This is a genomic window from Variovorax sp. P1_H2 (assembly GCF_056405295.1).
Map to the genome: position 1 here is coordinate 108300 of NZ_JBFUCJ010000004.1, position 22108 is coordinate 130407.

A 22108-nucleotide genomic window follows, 5' to 3' on the forward strand; every position below is an offset into this window, starting at 1 on the left:
GCCCATCCCATTCGACCGTCAATGAAAAGGTGATTCCCATGAAGCTCATTCGCGCCGCACTTTCCATCGCCGCCATTGCGTTGGCCGGCTCGCAAGCGGTCGTCGCGGCCGCCGCGGGCGACTACCCGAACCACCCGATCGAGATGATCGTGCCGTCGTCGGCCGGCGGCGGGACCGACGTCATGACGCGCTTGTTCGCCGACACGGCCAAGAAGTACATCCCGCAGCCCATCGTGGTGAGCAACAAGCCGGGCGCGAGCGGCGGCATTGCGATGACCGAAGTCCAGCGGGCGGCGCCCGATGGCTACAAGATCGGCGTGCTGATCTCCGAACTGGCGATCATTCCGTACCTCGGGATGACCAAGGTCACGACCGCCGACTTCATCCCGCTGGCGCGGCTCAATGCCGACCCCGGCCTGATCGCGGTGCGCGCCGAGGCCCCGTGGCAGACGATCGACGAACTGCTGGCGCAGGCCCGCAAGGCACCGGGCAGCGTGACGATGGGCAATGCGGGAACCGGAACGATCTGGCACCTGGCCGCCGCCGCCGTCGAGGAAAAGACCGGCGTGAAGTTCAACCATGTCCCCTACCAGGGCGCGGCACCGAGCGTGATGGCGCTGGTCGGCGGCCATGTGGACGCGATCGCGGTGAGTCCCGCGGAGATCGGGTCCTTCGTCGCGGCGGGCAAGGTCAGGGTGCTGATCTCGATGGCCGACCGCCGGCTGCCGGCGCCCTACGACAAGGTCGCGACCTTCACCGAAAAGGGAACCGACCTCGTGGTGGGAACCTGGCGCGGTCTCGGCGTGCCCCTGAATACGCCGCCCGAGGTCGTCCAGTACCTGCGCGAGGCCGCGCGCAAGACCGCCGAGGACCCGGCTTTCCGCGATGCGCTCGTGAAGGCCAACCTCCAGCCCGCCTACATGGACGGCGAGCAGTTCAAGGCCTTCATGGCCAGCCAGTCGAGCTACTTCAAGAAGCTGCTGGCCGGTCTCAACATCCAGAAGTGAGAAGACGCTCGGCATGGCAACCCTCATCACCGACGTCAAGGTCATCCTGACCGCCCCCGAGGGCATCAACCTCGTGGTGGTGAAGATCGATACCAACCAGCCCGGCCTGCACGGCCTCGGCTGCGCCACCTTCGCCTATCGCCACCTGGCGGTGCAGTGCCTGGTCGAGCAGTACCTGCGGCCGCTGCTCATCGGCCGCGATGCCACGGCGATCGAGGAGCTGTGGCAGCTGATGCACCAGAACGCCTACTGGCGCAACGGGCCGATCGAGAACAACGCCATCTCCGGCGTCGACATGGCGCTGTGGGACATCAAGGGCAAGATGGCCGGGATGCCGCTCTACCAGCTGTTCGGCGGCAAGGTCCGCGAGGGTGTGCCGATCTACCGCCATGCCGACGGCCGCGACCTCGGCGAGCTGTGCGACAACATCCTGAAGTACCAGGCGCAGGGCATCACCCACGTGCGCTGCCAGAGCGGCGGCTACGGCGGCGGCGCCTTCGGGGCCGCGCCCGGGAGCGCGCCCGGCGGGGCACCGCCGGGCGTGTACCTCGACAGCCGGAAGTACATGCGCGACACGCTCAAGCTGTTCGAAGGCATTCGCGGCAAGGTCGGCTTCGACATCTCGCTGTGCCACGACGTGCACGAGCGCCTGCAGCCGGTCGACGCGATCCGCTTCGCGCGCGACATGGAGCAGTTCGACCTGTTCTTCCTCGAGGACGCGATCCCGCTCGAAGACGGCAAGTGGCTGCGCCAGCTGCGCGACAAGACCACCATCCCCTTGGCGCAGGGCGAGCTCTTCAACAATCCCTTCGAGTGGAAGTTCCTGATTGCAGAGCGGCTGATCGACTTCATCCGCGTGCACCTGAGCCAGATCGGCGGCATCACGCCGGGCCGCAAGCTGCAGATCTTCGCCGAGCAGTTCGGCGTCCGCACGGCGTGGCACGGGCCTGGCGACATGTCACCGCTCGCGCACGCGGCCAACATCCATATCGACCTCGCGGCGCGCAACTTCGGCGTCCAGGAGTGGTCCGGGACCGAGCCGCCCAACTTCGTGATCCAGGACCTGAAAGGACCCCGTGAGGCGCTGCTCGACGTGTTCCCGGGCCTGCCGGAGTTCCGGCAGGGCTATGTGTATGCGAACGACAAGCCCGGCCTGGGCGTCGACATCGACGAGGAGGCCGCGCGGCGATTTCCCTGCGAGAACAGCGTGACGACCTGGACCCAGACGCGGCGGGTCGACGGCACCCTGCAGACCCCTTGAGACCTGCCCCATGAAGATCACACGCCTCACGACCTACCGCGTTGCACCGCGCTCGATGTTCCTGAAGATCGAGACCGACGAAGGCATCAGCGGCTGGGGCGAGCCGGTGATCGAGGGTCGTGCGCTCACCGTGGAAGCCGCGGTGCGCGAATTCGGCGAGACCCTGATCGGCCGCGATCCCGCGCGCATCAACGACCTGTGGCAGACCATGTACCGCAGCAACTTCTACCGCGGCGGACCGATCCTCATGAGCGCGATCGCCGGCATCGACCAGGCGCTGTGGGACATCAAGGGCAAGGCGCTCGGCGTGCCGGTCTACGAACTTCTCGGCGGCAAGGTGCGCGACCGCATGAAGGTCTACAGCTGGGTCGGCGGCGACCGGCCGGCGCAGATCGTCGAGGACATGGAGTGCCTGCTCGAAGGCGGCATCGACACCTTCAAGCTCAACGGCTGCGAGGAGATGGCGCTGCTCGACACGCCACGCGCCATCGACGCCGCGGTGGCCAAGGTGGCCGGCGTGCACGAGGCGCTCGGCACCCGCGTGAGCTTCGGCCTCGACTTCCACGGCCGCGTGTCGGCGCCGATGGCCAAGCCGCTGCTGCGCGCACTCGAGCCCTTCCGGCCGTTGTTCGTCGAGGAGCCGGTGCTGGCCGAGCAGGCCGAGCACTACGCGCGGCTGGCCGCGAGCACCTCGATCCCGCTGGCCGCGGGCGAGCGCATGTACTCGCGCTTCGAGTTCAAGCGGGTGCTCGAGGCGGGCGGCATCTCGATCCTGCAGCCCGACCTGTCGCACGCCGGCGGCATCACCGAATGCCACAAGATCGCATCGATGGCCGAGGCCTACGACGTCGGCTTCGCGCCGCACTGCCCGCTCGGCCCGGTGGCATTGGCCGCCTGCCTGCAGGTCGATTTCGTCGCCTACAACGCGGTGCTGCAGGAGCAGAGCATGGGCATCCACTACAACCGCGGCGCCGAGCTGCTGGACTACGTTCTCAACAAGGACGACTTCCGCATCGACGCCGGCTACATCCATGCGCTGCCCAAGCCCGGCCTCGGCGTCGAGGTCGACGAAGAGCGCGTGATCCACATGAGCCGCAACCCGCCCGACTGGCACAACCCGGTGTGGCGGCATGCGGACGGCAGCGTGGCCGAGTGGTAGCCGCTTCGGCGCCCCACAGACATCGATTCACCCCAAGACGGAGACATCCCATGAACACCCAGCACACGTCCCTTCGCACATCGCTTCGCGGCAGCCGGCGCATCGCCCTGGTGGCCCTGGCCGCCCTCGCCGTGGCCTCCGGCTGCGCCCTCGCCGAGGTCAAGGCCAAGCTCGGGCAGGCCATGCCCGACAGCCACCCGCAGTCGGTGGCGATGAAGAAGTTCGCCGAACTGGCGAACACCTACACCAAGGGCAACGTCAAGATCCAGACCTACTCGAGCGGCGTGCTCGGCAGCGACGAGAAGGAACTGCAGGCGGTGCAGGCCGGCACCCAGGAGTTCTACATCGGCACCCTGGCGCCGCTGTCCACCCGCGTGAAGGAAGTGCAGATCTGGGACCTGCCCTTCATGTTCCAGAACGAGCGCGAGGTCTATGCGCTGCTCGACGGCCCGTCGTCGAAGAAGATCTTCGAGAAGATCGAGCCCTCGGGCCTGGTCGGCCTGACCTGGACCGGCATGGGCTTTCGCAATCTCTCCAACAGCAAGCACAGCGTCACCAAGCTGGAGGACGTGAGCGGTCTCAAGGTCCGCGTCATGGCCAACCCGGTGGCGCTCGACACCTGGAAGACGATCGGCGCCAACGCGGTGCCGATGGCTTTCGCCGAAGTGTTCCCGGCGCTCGAGATCAAGGCGCTCGACGGCCAGGAGAACCCGCTGCTGCACATGTACGCGAACAAGATGCAGGAAGTGCAGAAGTACATCTCTGTCACCAACCACGTCTACACCCCGTCGGCGCTGGTGGTGTCCAGGAAGTTCTGGGACACGCTCACTCCCGCCGACAAGGCCGGCGTCCAGCAGGCCGCCGTCGAGGCCGGCCTCTACCAGCGCAAGCTGCTCGACGAGGGCAACGCCGACGTGATCGCCAAGTTCAAGGCCGACGGCGTCACGGTCAACACCATGAGCCCGGCCGAGCTGGCGCGCATCCAGGACAAGGTCAAGCCCGTGGTGGCCAAGTTCTCGCCCCTCATCGGCGACGACTTCGTGAAGGGCTTCTACGACGAGATCGCCAAGGTGCGTTCGGCCGGCAAGTGAGCCGGCAAGGCGGCGGGCGGCCCGGCCGCCGCCGATTCGTTCAACCTGGAGGCCGTTGTGGCAACAATGTTCAAGCGTCTGGCCGACGCGCTCACGCGCGCGCTCGAAATCGTGATGGTCGCCTGCATGGTGGTCATGCTGGTGATGGTGTTCGGCAACGTGTTGCTGCGGCTGTTCTTCAACACCGGCATCGACCTGTCTGAAGAAATACCGCGCTACGCCTTTGTCTGGATGACCTTCCTCGGCGCCATCGTCGGCATGCGCCGGCGCGCGCACCTGGGGGTCGACATGCTGGTGCAGGCGCTGCCTGCGCTCGGGCGACGGGTCTGCTGGGGCATCAGCCAGGCGATCATGCTGGTGTGCTGCGTCTACATCGTCTACGGCACCTGGCTGCAGCACGACATCCTGGCCGGCACCTCGTCGCCGGTGGCGCAGCTCAGCACGCTGTGGGTGTTCGGCGTGAGCTACCTCACGGGCGGCGCGATCGGCCTCATCTGCGTGGTGAACCTGCTGCGCCTGGTCGCCGGCAAGGTCGGCGACGACGAACTTATCGACGTCCATGAGGAGGGGATGGCCGAGGCCCTCGAGGCCGAGCACGAGATGGAACAGCAACAAGCACGCGGAGGCGCCCGGCCATGACCATCTTCGTCTTCATCTCCTCGCTGCTCGGCCTCATGGCGCTGGGCATGCCGGTGGCCTTCGCGCTGATCGGCTGCGGCCTCAGCATGATGTTCTACCTGGGCGTCACCGACCCGCAGATCGTGGTCCAGAACATGTGGGACGGCGCCAACAGCTTCCCGCTGCTGGCGGTGCCCTTCTTCATGCTGGCCGGCGAGTTCATGAACGCGGGCGGCATGACGCGGCGGATCATCATGATGGCCATGTCCTGGGTGGGGCACATCCGGGGCGGCCTCGGCTACGTGGCGGTTGTCGCCGCGGTCATCATGGCTTCGCTCTCGGGTTCGGCGGTGGCCGACACGGCGGCGCTGGCCTCGGTGCTGATCCCCATGATGCGCAACGCCGGCTACGACGTGAACCGCTCCTGCGGACTGATCGCCTGCGGCGGCATCATCGCGCCGGTGATCCCGCCGTCGATCGGCATGATCCTCTTCGGCGTGACCGGCGGGGTCTCGATCACCAAGCTGTTCATCGCCGGCATCGTGCCGGGCGTGCTGATGGGCCTGGCGATCATGCTGGCCTGGCGCTGGTCGATCGGCCGCGACAAGGTCAAGGTCGAGCCGAAGCGAACGATGGCCGAGCGCAGGCTCGCGACCCGCGAGGCGCTGTGGGCGTTGGTGCTGCCGGTGGTCATCGTCGGCGGCCTCAAGATCGGCATCTTCACGCCCACGGAGGCCGCGGTGATCGCGGCGGTCTATTCGCTCTTCGTCGGACTGGTGGTGTACCGCGAGATCAAGCCTTCGGATCTCTTTCGCCTCTTCTACCGCGCGGCCGAGACCACCGCGGTGATCATGTTCCTGGTGTCGGCAGCGGGCGTGTCGGCCTGGCTCATCACGACCGCGGACATCCCGCAGCAGCTGGCCGCGCTGGTCGAGCCGCTGATGGGCAACAAGATGCTGCTGACCTTTGCGCTGATGATGCTGGTCCTGGTGGTCGGCACCGCACTGGACTTCACGCCGACGGTGCTGATCATGACGCCGGTGCTGATGCCGGTGCTCAAGCAGGCCGGCATCGATCCCGTGTATTTCGGCGTGCTGTTCATCATGAACAACGCCATCGGGCTGGTCACGCCGCCCGTGGGCACGGTGCTCAACGTGGTCTGCGGCGTCGCCAGGATTCCGATGAGCGGCGCCATCCGCGGCGTGATGCCTTTCATGATCGCGCAGACCCTCGTGATGCTGCTGCTGGTGGTCTTCCCGGAGATCGTGATGTGGCCGCTTCGCATGATGACGCGTTGAATTCAATCCAAGGAGGAAGTGAAATGGAAGCACTCGTGATCCACGCACCCGGAGACCTGCGCGTCGAGGAAGTGCCGACACCGGCGCTCGGAGCGGGCCAGCTGCTCGTGCGCGTGCGCTGCGGCGGCATCTGCGGCTCGGACCTGCACTACTACCAGCACGGCGGCTTCGGCGCCGTGCGCATCCAGGAGCCGATGGTGCTGGGCCACGAGGTGGCGGGCGTGATCGAGGCCATCGGGAGCGAGGTGACCGGCTTCGCGGCCGGCCAGCGCATTGCCGTCAGTCCGAGCCGGCCCTGCGGGCTGTGCCGCTTCTGCCAGGAGGGCCTGCAGAACCACTGCCTGGACATGCGCTACTACGGCAGCGCGATGCGCACGCCGCATGTGCAGGGGGCGTTTCGCCAGCAGATCGTGGTGGAGACCCACCAGGCGCATCTGCTGTCGGATCGGTTGAGCGACGGCGAGGGCGCCATGGCGGAACCGCTGTCGGTCGCGCTGCACGGCGTGCAACGGGCGGGGTCGCTGCTGGGCAAGAAGGTGCTCGTCACGGGATGCGGACCGATCGGCGCTCTCGCCATCATCGCGGCGCGGCGCGCGGGAGCGACCCATATCGTGGCCACCGACGTGGGTGCCCACCCCTTGAGCAAGGCGCTCAAGGTCGGGGCCGACGAGGTGGTCAATGTCGCCGACGATCCGGAAGGGCTGCGCCGTTTCGGCGCAGAAAAAGGTCAGTTCGACGTGCTCTTCGAGGCCAGCGGCAACGAACGCGCGCTGCGCGCTGCCTTCGACGTCCTGCGGCCTCGCGGCATCGTCGTGCAGCTCGGGCTGAGCGGTGGCGAAATGAGCCTGCCGATCAACACGATCGTTGCGAAGGAATTCGACCTGCGCGGCGTCTTCCGCTTCCACCAGGAATTCGCCACGGCCGTCGAACTGCTCAACAAGGGCCTGGTGGACGTCAAGCCGCTGATCTCTGCCACCTTGTCGTATCGCGATTCGGCGCGCGCATTCGCGCTGGCCGCGGATCGTTCGCAGGCCATGAAGGTGCTGCTGAACTTCGACTGAACGCCACGCCCGGCGCGACGCGGGCGAGTTCTTCGGCCGGGTCATTCCGCTGCGGCGCCATGGCACGCCGGACGAGGTCGCGAAGTCGGTGCTCTACCTCGCCTCGACGCCGAGCGGCTTCGTGACCGGGCGCCTGCTCATGCTCAGTTCGCCAGGCGCGCGATCAGCAGGTCGAGCAGCACGTGCAGTCTTTCCTGGCGTCGCATGTCGCGGTGATAGCCCAGCCAGGTGTCGCGGTTCGGTGGCTCTTCGCCGAGATCGACCCGCTCCAGCTGGGCCATCGAATCGCCGAGTGGACGAGGCAGCACGGCCAGGCCTGCGCCCAGTGCGCACATCCTCGCCTGAACGTCGCGATTGTTGCTTCGTGCAGTCACCGTGGCGTTCGGAAGGATTCCTTTCAGCCAGACCGCATCGGGCATGGCGCCGAGGGCCATGTCCATCGTGACGAGGTCCGTCCCGGTGCCGTCGCCTGCGCTCGGGTGTCTGGCGCCTGTCCTGATGTAGGCCGCGTAGGGGATGGTCATCAGTCGACGGGACACGACCTCCGCATCGTCGAACGGGTAGACCCGAAATACCAGGTCCGCCTCGCGTCGCTGGAGGCTGTGGGCCCTCGCGCTCGTGATCAGTTCGACCACCACGCCGTGTTGAAGCGCCGCATATTCGGTCAGCACCGGCGTGAGAATGTGCTCGCCGAACCAGTGAGAGGACGAGAGGCGGATCACGCCCTCGAGTTCCGGATCCTTGCCCGAGAGTTCACGCTGGAGTGCGAGAGTCTCCGCCTCGATTCGCTCGGCCCGGGGCAGCACCGAGGCGCCTTCATCGGTCAGAACGAAGCCATCGTCCGTTCGCTGGAACAGCGGCTGTCCAATGGCCTCCTCGAGCGCACGGAGCCTTCGTCCCACAGTGGGTTGGCTCTGCCCGAGCTTGCGCGCAGCGGCGCCCAGCGAGCCTTCCTTCGCAATGGCCAGAAAGATCCGCAGGTCGCTCCATTCCATGCGCATCGTGCCATTGTGAATGCACTTTCGACGGATGCGCGCGTCGTTGCCGGGCAACCCGGAAAGTGCCCCGGAGGCGAGGGCCTGTTCATACTATTTCCGGGGTCGCGAAGGCGAGTGGCTCGTCCTGGCATGCCTTCCCTTCGCGTGGCAACGCGAGCCCCGGAAATAGTGTGAACAGGCCCTAACCCGGCCGGATTGCAGCTCAATTGCGTGAACTATGTCAAGTTCGTCGCGATAACTTCCCGGGCCTGCAACGATCGGTTCCCCGGCTCTCTTAAAGTCGGAGCGAAAGGCAACAGCGTTCGGACGCGCCGGGGAATAGGCCTCGGGCGCGACCGGCGAAGTCCTTCATGACTTTCAAGAAACTCCGGATCACCGGGCCCGGGGCTGTTCCCTACCAGCTCGGTCAGCCCATGCATGTCTACGATGCCAACGTTCTGCTCGGAACGCTGGACCCCGTGCCGGTTTCCGGTGCCGGCACGGAAATCCACATCGAGCACTTCGAACCGACCCGGGTCGTACGCGAGGAGCAGCGGCACATCGGGCGGCTGGTGTTCCTCGAGATCTGCGCCTTCATCTCGGAGCACTTCCACCAGGTGCAGGCCATCAGCTTTGCCTTCGCGCGGGAGGTGAGCCTCCTGGGCGGCGGCGTCCAGCAAGCGGCCGCGCGCGTGGAGACGATGGACCGCATCGGCGCCGTCAACGTCCAGATCCGGCCCAAGGCCGACGCGCTGCCGGGGCAGTTCGTGGTCTCGGGCGTCTGGGTCTACAGCGAATCCAGCATGGCGGCGCTGCGCATCGTGCTCGAGGAACAGCGCGCGCTCTATCGCGCGCGGCCGATCACCGTCGGCGTGGCGGACAGGCCCGGGGTGCGCGCCGCGCTGCGGCGGCTGGTCTCCCGGCGCAGGGGCGAATAGCGGCCTCTCCCGTCGGCGGCTGCCGCGGCGATCCCTCGAGCGGGCACAATATGGATTTCGTATACCGCGCACCGGCTGGAGCCATGGAAGCACTGAACATCGAAGGCAAACTGGGCGAGCGCCATGCGCCGCTGACCAAGCTTGTCCTGACGGCGCTGCGCGAACGCATCCTGAGCGGCGAACTGGCGCCGGGCGAGCGCCTGGTCGAGGGCCGGCTTTCCGAGGAACTGGGCGTTTCCCGCATGCCGGTGCGCGAGGCGCTGCGCGCCCTGGCCGCCGAAGGCATCGTCGCCATCGAGCCGCGCCGCGGCGCGACCGTCACCACCTTCACGAAGGATCAGATCCGGGAGATGGTCGAGGTGCGGGCGACGCTCGAGGCGCTCAACGCCAAGCTGGCGGCACGGCGCCACGATCCGGTGCAGATCGCCAAGCTCGAACGCATCCTGGCCGAAGGCTCGCAACTCACCAGCGACGACGACCTGGCCCGCATTTCGGCGCTGAACCTGGAGTTTCACGAAGCGCTGGGCAACGTCGCCGCCAATTCGGTGCTGCAGGACATCATGCGGTCGCTGCGAGAGCGCACCGCGCTCTTCTTCACCGTGAACAACCGCGAGCGCATGCACGCGAACTGGCAGGAGCACGCCGCCATCCTGCGTGCCGTGGTGGCCGGCGACGCCGAGCTGGCATCGCTGCTGGCCGCGCGCCATGTCTACAGTGCCGCCGAGCTGCCGCCGGCGCCCGCCCCGGCGCCGAACACGCCCACCTGAGAGGGCGCCGGATCAGCGTCCGCCGAGCCGGCGCCAGGCAAGACCGGCCAGCGCCACGTCTTCCAGCCCCACGCCGACCGATTTGTAGACCGTGATGTCGTCCCGGGCGCGGCGGCCGGCCACCTGGCCGCTCACGAGCTCGGCCAGTTCGACGATCTTCTCCTCGGGCAGCACGCCTTGCGCGGCCTGGACCAGTTCGCCGGCCTCGCGCAAGGACTGCGGCCGCCACTCGACAGCCACCAGGGCCGCGCGCGACAGCGCGGCGTCGTCGAGCTCGCGGGTCTGCGGCAGGCTGGAGCCGATCGCCGCGATGAAGCAGCCCGGCGGGAGGCGCTCGCCGGCGAACAGCGGCGTGCTGGCGCGCGATGCCGTGACGACGATGTCGGCGCCGTCGAGCGCCTCGTCGGCATTGCACAGCCGAACCGGCACGCCGCATTGGTCGGCGAGGCCTTCTGCCAGGCCCGCGGCGGGGTGGGGCGTGCAGACGCGAATGCTCGCGAGTCCGAAGGCGGCCGCCATTTGCACGGCATGGGCCCGGCCCTGCGTGCCGGCGCCGAACAGCGCCAGCTGCCGCGATTCCGGGCGTGCCAGATGGCGTGCGGCGATCACCGAGCAGGCTGCCGTGCGCAGCCGCGTGATGGCGCCGGCGTCGAAGGAGGCCAGCGGCCGGCCGTCCTCGGTCGAGAACAGCAGGATGACGAAGGAGAACTGCCCCTTGATCGTGGTGTAGACCTTGGCGCCGGCGACGCCCTGGTCGGGAATGACCGCGCCCAGCGTCGAGAGCTTGACGCCGCCGGCCTCGGTGCGGATGCGCGCCTGCATCGCGGCCGTGCGCTCGCCGAAGCGCAGGAAGGCATCGCGCAGCACCTGCTGCGCATCGGCTGGCGAGACCAGCGCGTCGACCATCGAATCGGTGATGTGTTGCATGGCGTCAGTTTTCCACTCCGCTATCGCGTGACCCGCGGCGCATGAAACCGGCGCAACCCGATGCCGGGGATACCGCGGAACCGGCTTTGCCGGGCCGCTGGTATCGCCCCCTCGAGGGGCTGAGGTCCGCGGCTCCGAGCCTGCCTGCGCAGGCTCGGACGGATCCGAAGAGCCGCTGCCTCTGGCAGCGACTCGGGGCGCCGCAGGCGCTTCGGGGGTGTTTCATCCCATGGCTTCGCGCACCAGCAGGGCGATGGCGCCGAAGGCCGACAAGGCCAGCAGCAGGCTGCGCACCGTGCCGCGCGACACGCGGCGGTTCAGCGGTCCCGAGAGCGCGAATCCCGCCACCATCAACGGCAACAGCCAGGCGCTGAGCCCCAGCTCGTGCCGGCCGAAGCGCCCGACGCTGGCCAGCATCGCCAGCGAGAAGGCGGCTCCGACGAAGAAGACGCAGCCCAAGGTGGCGCGCAGCCGCGGTGGCGGCAGATACTGCATCACCAGCGCGAACGGCGGCGCGCCCGCGGAGGTGATGGTGCCCATCAGCCCCGAGGCGATGCCGGCGCCGACCATGTTGCCGCGCGAGGCGTCGATGCGGCGGCCGCTCAGGCTCAGCACGACGCCGGCCAGGATGAACAGCGCGAACAGCACGGTCAGCAGCTCGGTCGGAAGCAGCAGCAGGCACACCGCGGCCCCCAGCGTGCCCAGCACGCGGCCGACCAGCGCCACGCCGGCGGCGCCCCAGTCGACCTGGTCGAACTCCCGCAGCGCGGACATCAGGGCCAGCGGTCCGCCGAGCGCGAGCAGCGGACCCGGCGCGAGCTCCGGGTAGAACAGGGCGGCGATCGGTGCCGAGAACATCGCGAAGCCGACCCCGCCGATGCCCTGCAGGCAGGCACCCACGAGCACCATCGCGGCCATGCCGGCGTAGTGGCCCAGGCTCATGCCCTCGGGCAGCAGGGAGGCGATCATTTCCGGATGTCTCGCGGCCGCCATGAGACGGCGATGTCGCCGTTCACGAAGGTTTGGCAGGCCATGCGCCAGCCCTGCTTCATCTCGTCCTCCGACAGGTGCCTCCTTTCCTTCGCCTTGATGGCGTCGGTGTGCTGGAGGCCGGTCTCGATGCGGCACTTGCAGGTGCCGCAGAGGCCGCCGCCGCACTTGAACGGGATGCCGCCCTGCTCGCGCAGCGAGATCCGCAGCAGGTTGCCGCCTTCGGGTGCGGAGACGACCTTGGCGTTGTTGCTGAGAAAGGTGATCTGGATCATGGAAGAAAGGAGGCGATGCGGGCGCGGCGTGGGAAAGATCAGCTCGGCAGCAGCAGCACGTCGGCGTCGCCTTCGCGCACCAGCTGCCGCAGCGCGGCGCGCGCCCGCTCGACGGTCTCGAAGGTCTCGAAGAACTTGACCGGCACGTGGTTGACGACCTCGGGCGGTGTCTCGTCGATCACCGCGACGCGGCAGTCCGACATCAGCTCCGCGATCACGAAGCGCGCCTTGCAGCGGCCAAAGAAGAAGTAGTCGCAGGACTCGACGTGCCTGAGTCCTTCGACGAGTTCGGTGCGGAACTGTCCGGGCTTGCTGGTCAGTATCAGGTACATGGTCGGAGCAGGCCTCAGGTCGGCAGCGCGTCGTCCTGCGCCAGTTCGATGTCCTGCTGCACCCAGAGCTGGCAGGCCAGGCGCCAGCCGGCGTCGAGGCGCTCGCCGAGCTGCTTCTTCTCCTTCCAGTTCGGCGGCGGCAGGTGCTCGGCACCGCCCAGCACGCGGCAGGCGCACTTCGAGCACTTGCCCATGCCGCACTCGTAGCGCAGGTGGGGATAGGGAAACTGCTTGATGCCGGCGCGCACCACCAGGTTGGTGTTGTCCCTGACCTCGTCGCGATAGACCTGGCCGCCTTTGTGAAAGGTGATGATGGGCATGCGCGCGGCAGAGTGCAGGGGGAACGAGGAGGCTCAGGCGGCTTCAAGCACCGGTCGCGCGGCGGTCCCGGGGGCCTCGACCGCCACGTAGTCGTGGTACAGGGCCGTCGTGTAGAGCAGGCGCATCTGGGCGCCGACCTCGCAGATCTTCAGGCAGCGCTGCTGCAGTTCGACGGTGGTCGCGTGCTCCAGCACGATCTGGTAGCCGCGCTCGCCGTGGATCTCGTCCGAGACGATGTGCAGGTCGAAGAACTCCACCTCTTCGTCCGTGAAGCCGTACTTCTCGCGCAGCGTGGGCGTCTGCTTGCGGTAGATCGAAGGCACCTGGGATTCGAGTCCCACCACCAGGCCGGCGACGGCCACGATCGGGTCTTCGCGCATCGCGACGGCATAGCACCAGCTTTGCAACCCGCGCGTGGTCGGCGACATGTTGTCGGGATCGGTCACGCGCTCGCGCGTGGTGCCGCAGGCTTCGGCGAAGCGGATCAGCAGATCGGTGTGGCGATCGCCGCCGATTTCTTCCTCGTACATGTTGGCCAGCAGGAAATCCTTGGCTTCGGTGTAGCGCTCGGGCATGCGCGCATAGAGGTAGCCCAGGTAGTCGGCGAAGGGACCGACGTAGTGATAGTGGTTCTCGGCCCAGCGCGCCAGATGCGCACGGCTCAGCGTGCCGCCGGCCCAGGCGAGGCTGAACGGGGAGGTGTTGGCGCTCTTGCCCTTGATGGCGTTTTCGAGAGCGGTTCGGAATTCGTCGCGGTTCATGAGAGCGGGCATGGCGGGGCTCCTGGTCGAGGTGGCTGGGGAGTGAGAGCGGAAATTAGAGCTCTTAATGAATACTGTATACCAAGATTCGTTGGATCACAAGGATTGATCTCTTGGATGGTCGAGGGTTGCTGTTTTTAACGGTATACAGTATTCTTTTAAGCATCCCAATGCCATCGCTTGCCCGACATGACCCACGCTTCATCGCCTGCCTTCCAGAACCACATCGACGGTGCCTGGGTATCCAGCTGCACCGGCCGGACCTTCGACAACCTCAATCCCGCCGATTCGCGCGAGGTGGTCGGCCGTTTCCAGGCCTCGTCCGCCGACGACGCCAAGGCCGCCGTGGCGGCAGCGGCGGTGGCCTTCGATGGCTGGAAGAAGACCCCGGTGTCCAGGCGCGCCGCGATCCTCAACACCGCCGCGCAGTACCTGGAGACCCATGCCGCGCAGTTCGGCGAGGAACTGACGCGCGAGGAGGGCAAGCCGCTGGCCCAGGCCAGGGATGAGATCCTGCGTTCGGCGCAGACGCTGCGTTTCTATGCGGTGGAGGGCCAGTCCTTCTCGGGCGAGACTTTCCCGCAGGACGATCCCGATATGGTGGTCTACAGCCAGCGCGAGCCGCTCGGCGTGGTGACGGTCATCAGCCCGTGGAACTTCCCGGTGTCGATCCCGGCGCGCAAGATCGCGCCGGCGCTGGTCGCCGGCAACACCGTGGTCTTCAAGCCCTCGTCGGACGCGCCGCTCTCGGGCCTGCGGCTGGCCGAGGCGCTGATCCAGGCCGGCCTGCCGAAGGGCGTGCTCAACTTCATCACCGGGCGCGCCTCGGAGGTCGGCCCGGCGATCACCGAATCGCCCGCGGTGCGCGCCATTTCCTTCACCGGCTCGACCGCCGCGGGCGAGCAGATCCACCGCGCCGCCGCGATGACCACCCGCACGCAGATGGAACTCGGCGGCAAGAACCCGCTGATCGTCATGGACGACGCCGACCTCGACCGCGCGGTCGACCTGGTCGTCAAGGGCGGCCTCTCGCTCAGCGGCCAGGCCTGCACCGRCACCAGCCGCGTGCTGGTGATGAAGTCGGTGATGGGCGCCTTCACCGACAAGCTGGTCGCCCGGGTGCGCACATTGAAGATCGGCAGCGGCATGACGCCCGGCATGGACCTGGGCCCGCTCGCCACCCGCAAGCAACTGGAGACGGTGCTCGCCTACATCGCGATCGGCAAGTCGGAAGCCACGCTGCTGTGCGGCGGCGAGCCGCTCGCCGATGGCGAGTTCGCCCACGGCTTCTACGTGACACCGGCGATCTTCACCGGCGTGACGCAGCAGATGCGCATCGCGCGCGAGGAGATCTTCGGCCCGGTGATCGCGCTGATCGAGGCCGACGGCTACGACGATGCGATCGCCAAGGCCAACGACACCGACTACGGCCTCTCGGCCGCCATCGCCACCACCAGCCCGGTGCATGCGCACCGCTTCGCGCAGGACATCCAGTCGGGCACCGTGAAGATCAACCGCACCACCACCGGCAACCTGATCAACGCGCCCTTCGGCGGACTGAAGCGCTCGAGCACCTCGACCTTCCGCGAGTCGGGCCGCACCGGCCTCGAGTTCTATACGCAGATCAAGACCGTCTACCGCGGCTGCTGATCCTTCCTTTTCCTCTCGCAAAGATCGCCCATGAAAACCGCACTCAAGCTCGAACTCGAAGAAGCCCGCCTGATGATCGCTGCCGCCATCCGCAAGGCGGAAGAAATCGGTGTGCTCGAGACCATCTGCATCGTCGACGACGGCGGCTACCCGATCGCCATGGACCGCATGGACGGCGCCCGCATCACGGGCCCGCAGATCGCCTGGAACAAGGCCTTCACGGCCGCCGGCCACAAGCGCTCGACCCACCTCTTCAACACCCTGCCCAACGGGCCGGCGCTGCCGGGCAACGAGGCCTTCGGCATCCAGTGGAGCTTCGAGGGCAAGTTCGCGGTCTTCGTCGGCGGCTTCCCGATCGTGGTCGACGGCAGCGTCATCGGCGGCGTCGGCCTCTCGGGCGGCAATGGCGAGCAGGATACGAAGTGCGGCGTGGCCGCGCTGCAGGCCCTGCACGCACTGCTCGAAGCCCAGGGCCACGCCGTGCTGGTCGAGGCCGACATCAAGAAATAGGGCCGCATCGCCCCGACGACCGAAGGACGGACCATGGCCTTTCGCATCCGACTGCTCGAGACGGCGCAGTGCTTCGATGCCGCGCCCGGCGAATCGGTGCTCGACGCCGCGCAGCGCCACGCGCTGCGTCTGCCGCACGAATGCCGCTTCGGTGGCTGCGCGACCTGCCGCATCAAGCTGGTCGAAGGCACGGTGCGCTACGACGATTTTCCGCCCGGGCTGACGGCCGAGGAGGCGGCCGATGGCTATGCGCTGGCCTGCCAGGCCCGGCCGGCCAGCGATCTGGTGATCAGCGCCGCGCGGCGCTTGCCGCCTTGCTCCGAGCCGGCGCGCCACCTGGCCACGGTGACGGGCGTGCGGCCGCTCGGCGACGCGGTGCTGCACCTGTTGCTCGAAGTGCCGCCCGAAGCCGACTTGCTGTACCGCGCCGGCCAGTACATCAACATCCTGCTGCCCGACGGCGCCCATCGCAGCTTCTCGATGGCGTCGCGGCCGCATCCGCAGGCGCTCGACTTCCACATCCGGCGCGTCCCCGACGGCCGTTTCACCGGCGGCGAGGCCGCGCGGCTTCGGCCCGGCGACCGGCTGCCGGTCGAGCTGCCGCACGGCAGCTTCTGCTTTCATGCGGAGGACTACCGGCCGCTGCTGATGGTGGCGACCGGCACCGGCCTGGCGCCGATCAAGAGCATCCTGGAGTCGCTCATGGACGACGAGGACTGCCCGCCGGTGAGCCTCTACTGGGGCATGCGCACCGAAGCGGACCTGTACCTGCACGACGAGATCCGGTCCTGGGCCGACCGCTTCGACGATTTTCGCTACGTGCCCGTGCTGTCGCGCGCCGATGCCGGCTGGCGCGGGCGCCGCGGCCACGTGCAGCAGGCGGTGCTGGAGGATTTCGGCGACCTGTCGGAGCACGCGATCTACCTCTGCGGCTCGCCGGCGATGATCGGCGACGCGAAGCGGGTCTTCCTGGCGCGCAATGCCAGCATCGACCATCTGTACAGCGACAGCTTCACCTTTCAATCCACCGCCGCGGCCTGATCCGCGGCACGCAAGGAGTCCCGATGGACCTCGGCATCTCGCAGCGCACGGCGCTGGTCTTCGGCGGCAGCCGCGGCATGGGCCGCGCCTGCGCGCGGCAGCTGGCGCTGGAAGGCGCGCAGGTCGTGATCGCCGCGCGCACCGAGGCCACGCTGCGCCAGGCGGCGGCCGAGCTGTCGGCCGAAACCGGCGCGGCGCTGCGCTTCGTGGTCGCCGACATCACGACCGCCCCGGGCCGCGATGCGGCGCTGGCGGCCTGCCCGTCGCCCGACATCCTGGTCAACAACGCCGACGGCCGGCCGCCCGGCGATTTCCGCGGCTGGTCCACGGCCGACTGGCATGCCGCGCTCGACGCCATGATGCTGGGCCCGATCGAGATGATCCGGCGCACGGTCGACCCGATGATCGAACGCGGTTTCGGGCGCATCGTCAACATCGTCTCGCGCAGCGTGAAGACGCCGCAGGCCGAGCTGGGCCTGTCGAACGGGGCCCGCTCGGGCCTGGTCGGCTTCGTCGCCGGCCTGGCGCGCCAGACGGTGCGGCACAACGTGACGATCAACAACATCCTGCCCGGCGTGTTCGCGACCGATGCGCAGCGCCATCACGTCGAGGGGCTGGTGAAGCGCGAGGGCCGGTCCTTCGACACCTTGTGGGAGGAGCGCGGCCGCAACAACCCGGCGGGCCGCTTCGGCCGTGCCGAGGAGGTCGGCGCACTCTGTGCGTACCTGTGTTCCGCGCACGCCGGCTACCTCACGGGCCAGAGCCTGCTGATCGACGGCGGCGCCTACCCGGGGACTTTCTGAGACCTTGTGGGACAGATCAAGAAACTGCAAAGCAGTTTTTGCTCTGTCCTCAACTGACTAGGCGTATTAGCCCTAGTCGATTGGCCAAGGCCCTCACTTCGCCCGCAGCCGCGTGCCGACCTCGTCCACGCCCAGCACGTCGCCGAAGAACAGCATCCAGTTGTGCAGCGCGTGCACGTGCTCTTGCGGCGTGACGGCCGAGAGCGCGTCCTCGACCATCACTGTGGCGTAGTTCATCATCATCGCGTCGCGCGCCGTCGACTCGCAGCAGACGTTGGTGACGGTGCCGCCGATCAGCACGGTCTCGATGCCGCGCGCTTTCAGAACGTCGTCGAGCGACGACGAGCCCGGCACCAGGGCGCTGTAGCAGCGCTTGATCACGCGCGGGTCTTCCGGCTGGGCGTCCAGGCCCGGCGCCAGCGCGAAGCCGGCGTGCGAGAAGGCGAGCTCGCGCAGCCGGCGCGCGCTGCGCTCGGGCGTCAGCATGTAGGCGTGATGGTGCGACCAGAAGCGGTCGGCGCCGTCGGAGCAGGTCTGGACCCAGACCACGGTGCCGCCGGCCTCGCGCAGCGCCGCGGCGAGCTGGTTGACCTTGCCGAAGGTGGCGCGCGCCGGTGCGCATTCGCCCATGAAGCCGGGCTGCGTGTAGTAGTTCTGCAGGTCGACCACGACGAAGGCGGTGCGGCTCGCGTCGAAGCGGGGATACGGGTGCAGGGTGCCTTGCCGCGCGATCACGCGGTCGACGATCCAGGCGGGGAAATCCATCGTGTGTCCTCGGAATCGGCGGCGCTCAGCCGTAGCGGCGCGCCAGGGCGTTCTCGATGCGGGCGATGACGAGGTACATCAGCGCCGACATCAGGGCCAGCACCACGATCGCGGTCATCACGATGTTGAGCTTGAAGATCTGGCTGCCGTTGACGATCAGGAAGCCCAGGCCCTCGCTGGCCGACTGGAACTCGCCGACGATCACGCCGACCAGCGACAGCCCGATGTTCATCTTGAGCGCGGCGATCAGGGTCGGCACGCTGCCGGGCAGCACGACCATGCGCAGCACCTGCGCCCGACTCGCACCCAGGATCGTCGCCAGCTTGATCTTGTTCGGGTCGGTGGCCTGGAAGCCGTCGTAGGCGACCATGATCGTGACGAAGATCGCGATCGCGACCGCCATGCCGTACACCGAGTACTCCGAGCCGAGCCAGATGTAGAAGATCGGCACGAAGGCGATCTTCGGCATCGCGTTGGCGACCACCAGGAAAGGGTCGAGCACCTTGTTGGCGAAGCGCGACCACCACAGGCCGGCCGCGATCGCGACGCCGAACACCATGCTGAGCACGAAGCCGACCAGGGTCGCCTTGAAGGTGGCCCAGGTGTGCGTCAGCAGGTTGCCGTGCTGCAGCAGGTCGACGAAAGTCGGCCACAGTGCGCTCGGGTAGCTGGTGAGCATCGGGTTGACCAACTTGGTCTTCGCCAGGAATTCCCAGAGGCCGAAGAAGGCCGCGAGCAGCAGCAGCCGGCTGGCGAGCACCAGCGTCTTCTCGCGGCGCTGGCGCGCCAGCCACTTGGCGTAGGCCGCGCTGGGGCTCTTGTCGGCCGTCGACGGGGGCTGCGCGGGCACGGCTGCTGCGGGTATCGTCATCGAGGGGATTGCATTCATTTGTGCGCTCACGGTCATCCTTCGACGTGCACGTCGAGCTCGTCCCAGAGCGTGCCGAAGTAGGTGTTGAATTCGGGCAGGGCGCGGGCCTCGAGGGGCGTCGGCCGCTTGCCGTGGCTGGGAAAGCGCATCAGGTGTTCGGACTTGATGCGGCCCGGGCGGCGCGACAGCACCACCACGCGGTCGGTCATCGCGATCGCCTCGCCGATGTCGTGCGTCACCAGCACCACCGACTTGCCCTCGCTGCGCAGCACCTCGACCACTTCGTCGGCGATCGCCAGCCGGGTCTGCGAATCGAGCGCCGAGAACGGCTCGTCGAGCAGCACCACGTCGGGGTTGGTGACCAGCGTGCGGGCCAGTGCCACGCGCTGGCGCATGCCGCCCGAGAGCTGGCGCGGGTAGTGGTGCAGGAAGTCCCCCATGCCGCACTTGTGCAGCAGGTGGATGGCGCGCTCGCGGGCCTCGCGCATGTTGCGCTTCTGGATCTGGGCGCCGAGCAGGGCGTTGTCGAGGATGCTGCGCCACTCGTAGAGGTAGTCCTGCTGCAGCATGTAGCCGATGCTGGGCGACGGGCCGTTGACGGGTTTGCCGTCGACCCTCACGCTGCCGGCCGAGGGTTCGAGGATGCCGGCGATGATCGACAGCAGCGTGCTCTTGCCGCAGCCCGACTGGCCGATGATGCTGACGAACTCGCCGGGCGCGACCGCCAGCGAGATGTTGTCGAGCGCCTGGGTCTCGCCCTGCAGCGTGAAATAGCGCAGCGAGACGCTGCGCACGTCGATGCGCGGCCGCCCGGCCGCGAAACTGTCCGCCGCCGCCATCATTTGGCCTTGGCCGCGAAGTCGGTCACCACGACCTGTTCGTACTTCACGCGCTTTCCGCTCTCGAGCACGCCGCTGGTCGTCAGCATGTCCTGCAGCTGCTCGATGGCCGCCTTCTCGACCAGCGGCGAGGTCTTCCACAGCTTGTAGCCGCGATAGCGCTCGATGGCCTTCATCAGCTCGGGCTGCGACATGCCGGGGAAGAACTCGGCAACCTGCCTGGCGAGGTCGGCGGCGGGCGCCGACTGCACGTACAGCTGGGCGCGTGCCACGGCGTTTGTCCAGGCCTGCAGCACCTCGGGGTTCTTCTGCATGAAGGTGTCGGTGGTGGTGAACACCGTGTAGTCGACCGGGCCGACCTCGCTGCCGATGGACGCCATCACGTAGCCGTTGCCGTCTTTCTCGAGGTTGCCGGCCTCGGGCTCCAGGAAGATGGCGTAGTCGTTCTGGCCGGCCATCCAGGCGCCGGTGCGCGCGGCGGGGCCGATGTTGTTGACCAGCTTCAGGTCCTTCTTGGGGTCGAGTCCGTGCTTGCGCATCGCGGCTTCCAGGAAGACGTCGGGATTGGAGCCCGGGCGGAAGGCCATCACCGACTTGCCCTTGAGCTGGTTCCAGTCGAAGTTGCCGCTGGCCGGCTTGCGCGCCATCAGCAGGAAGCCGTCGGTCGCCGTCAGGCCGGCGAAGATCTTCGGCTTGGCCGGCGACTCGCTGTTGGCCACGTAGATGGACGCCTCCGGGCCGATCAGCACGATGTCGGCGCTGCCGRACAGCAGCGCCGCCATGCCCTTGTCGGTGCCCTGCGAGGTCTTCATCCCGACGTCGAGGCCGGCATCCTTGAAGTAGCCCTGGTTCAGGGCGACGTACATCGGCACGTACAGCACCGAGCGGATCACTTCTTCGTAGCGCACCTTGGTCAGGGGCTTGGCCGGCTGCGCGGCGGCCTGACCGGCAAGGGACACGAGGCCCGCCGCCATGGCGAGCGCCGGTACGAGTCGGACGAGGGCCGGTAGACGGCGCGAAATGAGGGACATGTTGACCTCCGGTGTGAATGAATTAATACAGTATGCAAAACATGGGCCAGAAAGCAATCCTGCATTGCAGCAGTGCGAGAGCCCTTGCCGGCCTGCCAGGCGAGGGCCCGGTTTGGCGCCTCTCTCTCTTGAAAATGCTCGTTTTCGGAGCGTTCTCGCACCATGCGGGCGCGCGCGAATCGGTCTTAGAGCGTTTACCCGCATGGCCTGAACTTTGCATAGTTGGAATACTGTATACCGAAATATCGCCGCTTCTTCTACAGAACAACCCCAACTCCACGAGAGGTTCCAGAATGGATTCCGTCCCTGTCACCGCCGCCCACTGGGTCTACCTGCTCGGCGTCGGCGCCATCATCCTGACGATGATCTTGCGCGCCAATGTCGTCGTGCCTTCGATCGTCGCCACCTTCTGCGTCGCGCTGGCCTGGACGCACAGTCCGGTGGCCGCACTGGGCAGCATCTTCAATGCGAGCTTCGTGGCGGCCAAGGAACTGTTCAACATCTTCCTCGTCATCGCGCTCATGACCGCGCTGCTCAATGCCCTGAAGGCCCTGCAGTCCGACATCCGGATGGTCGAGCCCTTCCGGGCGATCATGAAGAACGGGCATGCGGCCTACCTCGTGCTGGCCGGCATCACCTACCTGATCTCGCTGTTCTTCTGGCCGACGCCGGCGATCCCGCTGGTCTCGGCGGTGCTGCTGCCAGCGGCGATCGCGGCCGGCCTGCCGCCGCTCGCCGGCGCCGTGGCGATCGCGATCGCCGGCCAGGGCATGGCCTTGTCGTCGGACTACGTGATCGGTGTCGCGCCCGGCATC

The 22108-nt window shown here is 67.6% G+C and carries 24 protein-coding genes and 2 pseudogenes; 15 read left to right on the forward strand and 11 right to left on the reverse strand.

Annotation, left to right across the window (positions count from 1 at the left end; genetic code table 11):
• Window positions 1–38: 38 nt before the first annotated feature.
• The 8 genes and pseudogenes from AC1D2E_RS03060 to AC1D2E_RS03095 form a co-directional block, all read left to right on the forward strand.
• On the forward strand, window positions 39–1007 hold the full coding sequence (locus tag AC1D2E_RS03060; protein WP_478196030.1) for a tripartite tricarboxylate transporter substrate binding protein: 969 nt from the start codon (window positions 39–41) through the stop codon (window positions 1005–1007).
• A 13-nt stretch (window positions 1008–1020) separates the two neighbouring features.
• The gene (locus tag AC1D2E_RS03065) at window positions 1021–2268 is read left to right on the forward strand and encodes an enolase C-terminal domain-like protein (protein WP_478196031.1); all 1248 of its coding nucleotides are present in this window, start codon (window positions 1021–1023) and stop codon (window positions 2266–2268) included.
• A gap of 10 nt (window positions 2269–2278) precedes the next feature.
• On the forward strand, window positions 2279–3427 hold the full coding sequence (dgoD, locus tag AC1D2E_RS03070; protein WP_478196032.1) for a galactonate dehydratase: 1149 nt from the start codon (window positions 2279–2281) through the stop codon (window positions 3425–3427).
• A 50-nt stretch (window positions 3428–3477) separates the two neighbouring features.
• Window positions 3478–4518: a TRAP transporter substrate-binding protein gene (locus tag AC1D2E_RS03075; protein ID WP_478196033.1), complete on the forward strand. Its 1041-nt coding sequence runs from the start codon at window positions 3478–3480 to the stop codon at window positions 4516–4518.
• Window positions 4519–4584: 66 nt separating this feature from the next.
• Window positions 4585–5157 carry a TRAP transporter small permease gene (locus tag AC1D2E_RS03080; protein WP_478196055.1) on the forward strand — a complete coding sequence of 191 codons (573 nt, stop codon included), beginning with the start codon at window positions 4585–4587 and terminating at the stop codon, window positions 5155–5157.
• The gene (locus AC1D2E_RS03085; protein WP_478175420.1) at window positions 5154–6434 is read left to right on the forward strand and encodes a TRAP transporter large permease; all 1281 of its coding nucleotides are present in this window, start codon (window positions 5154–5156) and stop codon (window positions 6432–6434) included. Before AC1D2E_RS03080 ends, AC1D2E_RS03085 begins: the two co-directional genes overlap by 4 nt.
• A 23-nt stretch (window positions 6435–6457) precedes the next feature.
• Window positions 6458–7495, forward strand: a complete 1038-nt coding sequence (locus tag AC1D2E_RS03090; RefSeq protein WP_478196034.1) for an L-idonate 5-dehydrogenase — start codon at window positions 6458–6460, stop codon at window positions 7493–7495.
• 25 nt (window positions 7496–7520) lie between these two features.
• Window positions 7521–7625: pseudogene (locus AC1D2E_RS03095) on the forward strand (SDR family oxidoreductase); the annotation flags it as partial.
• A 13-nt stretch (window positions 7626–7638) separates the two neighbouring features.
• On the opposite strand, the gene AC1D2E_RS03100 reads toward AC1D2E_RS03095, so the two are convergent.
• Window positions 7639–8547 carry a LysR family transcriptional regulator gene (locus AC1D2E_RS03100; protein WP_478196035.1) on the reverse strand — a complete coding sequence of 303 codons (909 nt, stop codon included), beginning with the start codon at window positions 8545–8547 and terminating at the stop codon, window positions 7639–7641.
• Between the two features lie 296 nt (window positions 8548–8843).
• Between AC1D2E_RS03100 and AC1D2E_RS03105 the strand changes: the two genes are divergently transcribed.
• Both AC1D2E_RS03105 and AC1D2E_RS03110 read left to right on the forward strand, forming a co-directional pair.
• Window positions 8844–9410, forward strand: coding sequence for a hypothetical protein (locus AC1D2E_RS03105; RefSeq protein WP_478196036.1), 567 nt, complete (start codon window positions 8844–8846; stop codon window positions 9408–9410).
• An 83-nt stretch (window positions 9411–9493) separates the two neighbouring features.
• The gene (locus AC1D2E_RS03110; protein ID WP_478196037.1) at window positions 9494–10177 is read left to right on the forward strand and encodes a GntR family transcriptional regulator; all 684 of its coding nucleotides are present in this window, start codon (window positions 9494–9496) and stop codon (window positions 10175–10177) included.
• A gap of 12 nt (window positions 10178–10189) precedes the next feature.
• Here the strand turns inward: AC1D2E_RS03110 and AC1D2E_RS03115 are convergent, their stop codons facing one another.
• The 6 genes from AC1D2E_RS03115 to AC1D2E_RS03140 form a co-directional block, all read right to left on the reverse strand.
• Window positions 10190–11104, reverse strand: a complete 915-nt coding sequence (locus tag AC1D2E_RS03115; RefSeq protein ID WP_478196038.1) for an ornithine cyclodeaminase family protein — start codon at window positions 11102–11104, stop codon at window positions 10190–10192.
• Window positions 11105–11326: 222 nt separating this feature from the next.
• Entirely contained in the window at window positions 11327–12073 is a 747-nt protein-coding gene (locus AC1D2E_RS03120; protein ID WP_478196039.1) for a sulfite exporter TauE/SafE family protein, read from the reverse strand.
• Window positions 12070–12369, reverse strand: coding sequence for a 2Fe-2S iron-sulfur cluster-binding protein (locus AC1D2E_RS03125; RefSeq protein WP_478196040.1), 300 nt, complete (start codon window positions 12367–12369; stop codon window positions 12070–12072). Before AC1D2E_RS03125 ends, AC1D2E_RS03120 begins: the two co-directional genes overlap by 4 nt.
• Before the next feature lie 38 nt (window positions 12370–12407).
• The gene (locus tag AC1D2E_RS03130) at window positions 12408–12701 is read right to left on the reverse strand and encodes a ferredoxin (RefSeq protein WP_478196041.1); all 294 of its coding nucleotides are present in this window, start codon (window positions 12699–12701) and stop codon (window positions 12408–12410) included.
• Window positions 12702–12715: 14 nt separating this feature from the next.
• The gene (locus tag AC1D2E_RS03135; RefSeq protein ID WP_478196042.1) at window positions 12716–13021 is read right to left on the reverse strand and encodes a 2Fe-2S iron-sulfur cluster-binding protein; all 306 of its coding nucleotides are present in this window, start codon (window positions 13019–13021) and stop codon (window positions 12716–12718) included.
• Between the two features lie 33 nt (window positions 13022–13054).
• Window positions 13055–13795 (reverse strand): TenA family transcriptional regulator, encoded by a 741-nt coding sequence (locus AC1D2E_RS03140; protein ID WP_478196043.1) that lies wholly within the window; start codon window positions 13793–13795, stop codon window positions 13055–13057.
• 177 nt (window positions 13796–13972) lie between these two features.
• Here AC1D2E_RS03140 and AC1D2E_RS03145 point away from each other — a divergent pair, with 177 nt between their 5' ends.
• From AC1D2E_RS03145 to AC1D2E_RS03160, 4 genes are read left to right on the forward strand one after another with little or no spacing between them, the layout of a single operon-like run.
• Window positions 13973–15433, forward strand: a complete 1461-nt coding sequence (locus tag AC1D2E_RS03145; protein WP_478196044.1) for an aldehyde dehydrogenase family protein — start codon at window positions 13973–13975, stop codon at window positions 15431–15433.
• Window positions 15434–15463: 30 nt separating this feature from the next.
• The gene (locus AC1D2E_RS03150) at window positions 15464–15943 is read left to right on the forward strand and encodes a GlcG/HbpS family heme-binding protein (RefSeq protein WP_478196045.1); all 480 of its coding nucleotides are present in this window, start codon (window positions 15464–15466) and stop codon (window positions 15941–15943) included.
• 33 nt (window positions 15944–15976) lie between these two features.
• On the forward strand, window positions 15977–16984 hold the full coding sequence (locus AC1D2E_RS03155) for a 2Fe-2S iron-sulfur cluster-binding protein (protein WP_478196046.1): 1008 nt from the start codon (window positions 15977–15979) through the stop codon (window positions 16982–16984).
• A gap of 23 nt (window positions 16985–17007) precedes the next feature.
• Window positions 17008–17787, forward strand: a complete 780-nt coding sequence (locus AC1D2E_RS03160; protein WP_478196047.1) for an SDR family oxidoreductase — start codon at window positions 17008–17010, stop codon at window positions 17785–17787.
• A 93-nt stretch (window positions 17788–17880) separates the two neighbouring features.
• On the opposite strand, the gene AC1D2E_RS03165 is transcribed toward AC1D2E_RS03160, so the two are convergent.
• The 4 genes from AC1D2E_RS03165 to AC1D2E_RS03180 are packed head-to-tail and all read right to left on the reverse strand — an operon-like array spanning window position 17881 to window position 21293.
• Window positions 17881–18552, reverse strand: coding sequence for a cysteine hydrolase family protein (locus AC1D2E_RS03165; RefSeq protein ID WP_478196048.1), 672 nt, complete (start codon window positions 18550–18552; stop codon window positions 17881–17883).
• 25 nt (window positions 18553–18577) lie between these two features.
• Entirely contained in the window at window positions 18578–19441 is an 864-nt protein-coding gene (locus AC1D2E_RS03170; protein WP_478196049.1) for an ABC transporter permease, read from the reverse strand.
• Window positions 19442–19455: 14 nt separating this feature from the next.
• Complete coding sequence (locus tag AC1D2E_RS03175; RefSeq protein ID WP_478196050.1) at window positions 19456–20262, reverse strand: ABC transporter ATP-binding protein; 807 nt, start codon at window positions 20260–20262, stop codon at window positions 19456–19458.
• Entirely contained in the window at window positions 20262–21293 is a 1032-nt protein-coding gene (locus AC1D2E_RS03180; protein WP_478196051.1) for an ABC transporter substrate-binding protein, read from the reverse strand. The genes AC1D2E_RS03175 and AC1D2E_RS03180 overlap by 1 nt, the downstream gene beginning before the upstream one ends.
• Window positions 21294–21586: 293 nt before the next feature.
• Here AC1D2E_RS03180 and AC1D2E_RS03185 point away from each other — a divergent pair.
• Window positions 21587–22108, forward strand: a pseudogene (locus AC1D2E_RS03185) (hypothetical protein); the annotation flags it as partial.